Source organism: Lutibacter sp., assembly GCF_040883305.1.
GTDB lineage: Bacteria > Bacteroidota > Bacteroidia > Flavobacteriales > Flavobacteriaceae > Lutibacter.
In genome coordinates this window covers 1-4,743 of the sequence record NZ_JBFLKT010000323.1, presented here as the reverse complement: position 1 = coordinate 4,743, position 4,743 = coordinate 1, and the positions used below count along the sequence as shown (strand labels likewise).

Annotated in this window: 4 protein-coding genes; all 4 read right to left on the bottom strand. The window is 30.2% G+C overall.

The window, feature by feature from the left end; all coding sequences use genetic code 11:
- On the bottom strand, positions 1-341 hold a 341-nt coding region (locus AB1Z17_RS10315), incomplete at its 3' end, for a DUF4268 domain-containing protein (protein WP_368051720.1).
- Positions 342-923, bottom strand: coding sequence for a tRNA-(ms[2]io[6]A)-hydroxylase (locus AB1Z17_RS10310; protein ID WP_368051721.1), 582 nt, complete (start codon positions 921-923; stop codon positions 342-344).
- Positions 924-962: 39 nt separating this feature from the next.
- Positions 963-2,669: a DNA polymerase III subunit gamma/tau gene (gene dnaX, locus AB1Z17_RS10305; protein WP_368051719.1), complete on the bottom strand. Its 1,707-nt coding sequence runs from the start codon at positions 2,667-2,669 to the stop codon at positions 963-965.
- Between the two features lie 151 nt (positions 2,670-2,820).
- Positions 2,821-4,608 carry a long-chain fatty acid--CoA ligase gene (locus AB1Z17_RS10300; RefSeq protein ID WP_368051718.1) on the bottom strand — a complete coding sequence of 596 codons (1,788 nt, stop codon included), beginning with the start codon at positions 4,606-4,608 and terminating at the stop codon, positions 2,821-2,823.
- Positions 4,609-4,743 lie beyond the last annotated feature (135 nt).

Sequence of the window (4,743 nt, the reverse complement as noted above, 5' to 3'; positions counted from 1 at the left end):
TTTTTGTCGTGAATATTAAACTCTCCGTTGTATTTTACATAAATTCTATGAATAATTTTACCAGTTTCTAATACATAAAGTTCATCAAATATCACATCAGGTAAATAATCTTCAGTTAATATGTTTTTTAATTCCAATACTTGGTCAAAAAGCAATTCGTTTTTAGTTCTATCAAAAGATTCAATATCTAAACAAACCAGCGCTTGTTTTTTATCAGCTACAAATTTAAAACCGAAATCTTTAATTTTCGTTTTATAAAGCACCCATTTCCGAGGAAATGATTTGCCAAAACTTGTCCAAAATTCTTTTCTTAATTGCGTAGATGCTGCTTTGCTAAACATTTATCCGTGTACCTTTGCGTTAATTCCTCTTTTTTTCATAAACGCTCCTTCGTACGCAACTAAACCTTTCCACTTTTCATCAACAATTTTTCTATCTTGATATTTTCTAGCAAAATTTAAAAAAGTAACATAATGATTTGCTTCTGAAACCATTAAATCTAAATAAAATTTAGAAAGTTCTTCATCTTCCATATTGTCTGCAAAAACTTTAAACCGTTCACAACTTCTTGCTTCAATTAAAGCAGCTACAAGTAACCGTTGTATTAAACTTTCTTGTCTATCTTTAGTTTTTGGAAAATATCCTTGTATGTGAATAGCGTAATCGTTTTTTTGTGCTCTCCCTAATGTCATACCACGTTTAACCATAATATCATGTACCATTTTAAAATGTTCCAATTCTTCAATCGCAATAAGTGCCATTTCTTGCACTAGTTCAGTTTCTTCAGAATAATTTATGATAATTGAAGTTGCATTTGCAGAAGCTTTTTGTTCGGCATAAGCGTGATCGGTTAATATTTGTCTTAAATCATTTTTGGCAATCTCAGCCCAGGAAGTTCCTGTTTCAAATTGTAAACCAAGCATCATGGTAAATTAATTTTTATTATAAGTAGTTACTATTATTTATAGATCTAAATCAAAAGTTTTTTTCAATAATTCCATAGCCTTGTTTTTTTCTTTTAATTTCTCAAATTTTTCCTGAGGTGTATATGCATATTTTTTTGTTTCCTTTTCGTTTACATGGAGAATTAAATCGACTTTGAAGTTATTTAATTGTTCCCTAATAAATTTTAAAAGAGGATGTTTTCCTCGTTCCAATTGGTCTTTCATTAAATGATTTGGAAGGTCGAAATGAAGATTTTTGTCTTTTAAATATGGTTTATTAGTATTCATAACAGCAGTTAAGCTTTTTTTACCTTGGTCTAAAAGTAATGCTGTATATTTTTTCCAAGCTAAAACTGCTTCGCTTTCGGTAAAACTGTCAGTTGGTAACCCTTCAACCTGATCGTATTCAACTTCAATTTTTTCTAATTCTTTTTTTCTATTGATACTGGTTAACGATAAAGAAGAACGTCTTCTAGTTGATGTTTCTAATATTGGTTTTGGTGCTTTTTTTACAGTTTTTTCAACTGTTTTTGAAACAACTGTCGCTTTTTCAATTTTTATTTCAGGTTTCTGGTAGGCAGGAATTTGTTTTGAAAAAGTGCGTCTTTTTACCTTGCTTTCAAAATGAATAGCAGCAATTATGAAGGGTTTGTTATTTTTTTTTTCTCCATCAAAAGTGATAGAGGCTAATTGCATTAGGGTAAGTTCCACCAATAACCGTTGATTTTTACTGCTTTTGTATTTTAAATCGCATTCATTTGCCAATTCAATAGCTTGTAGTAGAAAACGTAAATCACTTTTTTGAGATTGTTCTAAATATTTCTTTTTAGCATTGTCTCCAACTTCTAATAAATCTAACGTAATTTTATCTTTTGCAACTAGTAAATCTCTAAAATGAGAAGCCAAGCCATTTATAAAATGATGTCCTTCAAATCCTTTAGATAAAATGTTATTAAAATGAATTAAAACTTCTGGTATTTTGTTTTCTAATAGTAAATCTGAAGTTATAAAATATTCGTCGTAATCTAATACATTTAAGTTTTCTGTAACTGCTTTTCTAGTTAGTTCAGTACCCGAAAAACTTACAACTCTATCAAAAATAGATAAGGCATCTCGCATAGCTCCATCTGCTTTTTGGGCTATGATATGAAGTGCATCATCATCAGCATTAATTTTTTCTTGTACAGCAATTTTAACTAAGTATTCTTTTGCGTCTAAAACACCAATTCTTTTAAAATCAAATATTTGGCAACGAGAAAGAATGGTTGGGATAATTTTATGTTTCTCGGTTGTTGCTAAAATAAAAATAGCGTGTGCCGGTGGTTCTTCTAAGGTTTTTAAGAATGCGTTAAAAGCAGCTTGAGATAACATGTGAACCTCATCTATAATATAAACTTTATATTTTCCAGTTTGTGGAGGTATACGTACCTGATCTGTTAAACTTCTAATATCATCAACAGAATTATTTGAAGCTGCATCTAATTCAAAAATATTAAAAGCAAAATCATCTTCACTAGTTTCTCCTGCATTTTCATTAATTCTTTTAGCTAAAATTCTGGCGCAGGTTGTTTTTCCAACTCCACGTGGTCCAGTAAATAAAAGTGCTTGTGCTAAATGGTTATTTTTTATAGCATTTTCTAGCGTATTTGTAATCGCTTTTTGCCCAATAACATCCTCAAAAGTTTGAGGTCTATATTTTCGAGCCGATACTATAAATTGTTCCATTTACTATGTTTTAGGTATTTTACAAAAATAGATAAACTAAAGGAAATTTTTAGTCTAAAAGTTAAAAAATTAGAGTTGAAAAGTGAGACGTGAGAAGATAAAAGTCTATAGTTTTACTAATAACTCATAACCAAACACTCACAACAAAAAACTACCTAGGGTTTTCAACGTATATTTTATTGTACAAATGCAAGTAATTTTTTATAATTTCTTCTCTTTTTGGTTTCATAGTTGGTGTTAACAAACCATTGTCTATTCCCCAAACGTCTGGTGTAAGTTCAAATCTTTTTATGGTTTCCCATTTTGCAAAATTTTCATTTCCTTTATCAATTTCTAATTGAATTCTATTTATAATATGTGGGTTTTCAATTAAATCCTGATTGTTTCCTGGGATTGGTTCGTGGTGAATTTTAGCCCAATCTCTTAAAAAATCAAAATTCGGTTGAATTAAGGCAGCAGGCATTTTCTGCCCCTCACCAATAACTAATATTTGTTCAATAAAGCGCGATTGTTTCATTTCGTTTTCTAAAAGGGCAGGAGCAACGTACTTTCCTCCTGAAGTTTTAAAGATTTCTTTTTTTCTACCGGTTATTTTTAAAAACCCATCTGCATCTATTTCACCTTTATCTCCAGTGTGAAAATATTCACCAGTCATAACACTTGCAGTTCTTTCAGGATCTTTATAATAGCCCTGCATAATATTTGGACCTTTTACTAAAATTTCTCCATCATCAGCAATCTTAATTTCAACATTATTAATTGCTTTTCCAACAGTACCAATACGCATTAAATTATCTTTATACATATTAACAGACACAACCGGAGAGGTTTCTGTAAGTCCGTAACCTTCCATGATATGCATGCGAGCAGCAGTAAAAACTCTTGCTAAACGAGGTTGTAATGCTGCGCTACCAGAAACCATAGTACTTAAATTTCCACCTAAAGCTTCTCGCCATTTGCTAAAAATTAACTTATTAGCAATGGCTAATTTTTTATCGTAAAACCACCCATTTTTATGATATGGTTCATACTTAAGTCCTACATCTACTGCCCAAAAGAATAGCATTTTTTTAATTCCTGTTAACTCAGAACCTTTTTTGATAATTCCATCGTAAACTTTTTCAAGAAGTCTTGGAACCACAGACATAAAATGAGGTTTCACTTCTTTTATATTTTCGCCTATTTTTTCTATACTTTCAGCAAAATAGACTGATGTACCAGAATAAAGGTATAAGTAATGAAGCATACGTTCAAAAACGTGGCACACAGGTAAAAAACTAAGTGCATTTATTTCTCCAGCTGGCAATGGTAATCTAGGATAACTATCTAGTACATTGGTAACTATATTATTATGTGATAGCATGACACCTTTTGGTTTTCCTGTTGTTCCAGAAGTGTAAATGATTGTTGCTGTATCCATAGGATTAATACTATCTTTTATAGTATCAACCTCTTTTTGAAAACTTTTATCTTTTCCTAGTTCTAATATTTCAGACCAATTTCTGCAGCCTTCAAATGTATCAAAACTATAAATATTTTGAAGTGTTGGTACGTTATTTTTAACAGCATCTACCTTGTCAAAAAGATCTTTATCTGATAAAAAGCAATGCGTAACTTCTGCGTGATTAAAAATATATTCAAAATCACTTTCAGAAATAGTTGGATAAATTGGGATGCTAACAACACCAATTTGAGACATGCCCAAATCCATTATATTCCACTCGGTTCTATTACTTGTTGAAATTATTGCTATTTTATCAGCAGGTTTTACACCTAACTTTAATAAACCTCTACTTACAGAATTTACTTGGTTTATAAATTCTTGAGAAGAAATTGAAACCCACTCTCCATTATATTTTGTAGTGAATGCTTTTTCTAAATTAAATTTTTCTAGTTGATAGTAGGCAAAATCGAATAATCTTTTGATTTCTTTTGGCATTTGTTGTAAATTATTATGGTACGCCCAAAGTATAAAAATAAAAAGGAATTAACAAATACTTAAATTACATAACTATTCTAATTTTTTTTGATATATTTTTTGGTATAAATGCTGGTATTTTTCTTTTACAACTTT